Origin of the sequence: Mesorhizobium sp. M7A.F.Ca.US.006.01.1.1 (assembly GCF_003997935.1) — a bacterium.
Classification (GTDB): domain Bacteria; phylum Pseudomonadota; class Alphaproteobacteria; order Rhizobiales; family Rhizobiaceae; genus Mesorhizobium.
Genome location: NZ_RZQL01000531.1, coordinates 1 through 578 on the forward strand (window position 1 = coordinate 1; position 578 = coordinate 578).

Annotated in this window: 1 pseudogene; it reads left to right on the forward strand. The window is 67.8% G+C overall.

The features are described 5' to 3' along the window. Window positions 1–578: pseudogene (locus EN943_RS37905) on the forward strand (hypothetical protein); the annotation flags it as partial.

Genomic DNA, 578 nt, shown 5'->3' on the forward strand with positions numbered 1-578 from the left:
GGCAACAATTCGCAAGGCATCCTTGCCCAGACCATCGGCGGTGGCGGCGGGGACGGCGGTTCGAACTTCGGCCTGTTCGCCTCGGGCGGCAGCGGTAGTCTCGGCGGTAATGGCGGTCCTGCCAATGTCGTGACCGTCGGCGTCACCAATTCGGGCGCGATCATCACGCATGGCCAGGAATCGAACGGCATCCTGGCGCAGTCGATCGGAGGCGGCGGCGGCAATGGCGGCAATTCGGGGGGGCTGGTGTCGCTCGGCGGCAATGGCGCCTCGACCACCAATGGCGGCATTGTCGAGGTGACAAACACTGCGGCCGGCTCGATCGACACCGACGGCAAGCAATCAGCCGGCATCTTCGCGCAGTCGGTTGGCGGTGGCGGCGGCAATGGCGGCACTTCCGGCGGCCTGTTCTCGGCCGGCGGTTCCGGTGGTGCCGGCGGCAACGGCGCGCGGGTGACGGTGACCAATGCCGGCGATATCGAGACCGGCAAAGATGGTGCCGGTTCGGTCAATTCGGCCGGTATCTTCGCGCAATCGGTGGGTGGCGGCGGCGGCAATGGCGGTGGGGCCTTTTCCGG